Origin of the sequence: Streptomyces sp. HSW2009 (assembly GCF_040240285.1) — a bacterium.
Taxonomy (GTDB): domain Bacteria; phylum Actinomycetota; class Actinomycetes; order Streptomycetales; family Streptomycetaceae; genus Streptomyces.
Window position 1 is genome coordinate 1 of record NZ_JBEHZD010001002.1, and the last position, 1,349, is coordinate 1,349.

The window sequence follows — 1,349 nt, forward strand, 5'->3', positions numbered from 1 at the left end:
GCGGGGGGGGGGGGGGGGGGGGGGGGGGGGGGCGGGCGGGGGGGGGGGGCCCCCCGGGTGGGGGGGGGGGGGCGCCGGCCGGGGGGGGGGGGGGCCCCCCCCCGGGCCCCCCCTCGCCGGGGCGGGCGGTCCGCGACCGGCCAGAGTGAATATCTCCCTCCCGTTCGGTGCGGAACAAGGCCCCTGACGTCATGACATATTCATGCCATGCGGCCGTAATTCACTGCCGTGACGGGGTAGAAACCTTGCGCAGCGACATCCCCCCGCGCGGTTCGGCGGGTCCCACCGGGGTTGCCCCAGGGGTCCTGTCTACGCGCGTCCATGGCCAAGCCTGTCAAGGAGAACCCATGAGACTCACCCGAATCCTGTCCGCCGCCTCCGCCGCGGTGCTCACCGCGACTCTCGCGCTCGCCGGCGGCCAGTCGGCGCAGGCGGCTGACGGTTCGGCCCGCGCGCTGGCGGGACGCGACTACGTGGCGCTCGGCGACTCGTACTCCTCCGGCGTCGGCTCCGGCGACTACGACAGCGGCAGCGGCGACTGCAAGCGCAGCAACCGCGCGTACCCGAAGCTGTGGGCCGCCAAGAACGCGCCCGCCAGCTTCCACTTCACCGCCTGCTCCGGAGCCGTGACGGGTGACGTCCTCGCCAAGCAGCTCGGCCCGGTCAACTCCGGCACCGACCTGGTCAGCATCACCATCGGCGGCAACGACGCCGGCTTCGTCGACGTCATGACGACCTGCATCCTCCAGTCGGAGGCCAACTGCGTCAACCGCGTCAACACCGCCCGCTCGTACGTCGAGAAGACGCTGCCCGGCAAGCTGAACCAGGTCTACACGGCCATCAAGAACAAGGCACCCAAGGCCCGCGTCGTGGTCCTCGGCTACCCGCGGTTCTACAAGCTCAACGGCACCTGCGTCGTCGGCCTCACGGAGAAGGAGCGGGGCGCCATCAACGGCGCCGCCGACCTGCTCAACGGCATCACCGCCAAGCGCGCCGCCGACCACGGCTTCGCTTACGCCGACATCGCCGGCCGCTTCTCCGGGCACGAGATCTGCTCCGGCGACGCGTGGCTGCACAGTGTGACCTTGCCGGTCGGCGACTCGTACCACCCGACCGCCGCCGGCCAGTCGGGCGGCTACCTGCCGGCCTTCTCCGCGGGCGCGTAAGACCGCACCGCACGCACCGCACCCAGTGCGCGCATCGCACCGCATGCACGCACCGCGCCGGGCCCGATCGCTCCACCGGGCCCGGCGCGGCGCGTGGGGCAGCGCGGGGGGGGGGGGGCGGGGGGGCGGCCGCCCCCGGGGGGGGGGGGGGGGGGGGGGGGGGGGGGGGGGGGGGGGGGGGGG

Annotated in this window: 1 protein-coding gene; it reads left to right on the forward strand. The window is 74.6% G+C overall.

All coding sequences use genetic code 11. The annotated features are described in order from the left end of the window. The first annotated feature begins 347 nt into the window (after window positions 1-347). Complete coding sequence (locus AAHZ94_RS34170) at window positions 348-1,166, forward strand: SGNH/GDSL hydrolase family protein (protein WP_349997570.1); 819 nt, start codon at window positions 348-350, stop codon at window positions 1,164-1,166. Window positions 1,167-1,349: the final 183 nt, after the last annotated feature.

What these genes read in the sequence shown, in the direction of transcription:
- AAHZ94_RS34170 (WP_349997570.1), top strand. Translation starts at nt 348, where the DNA reads ATGAGACTCACCCGAATCCTGTCCGCCGCCTCCGCCGCGGTGCTCACC.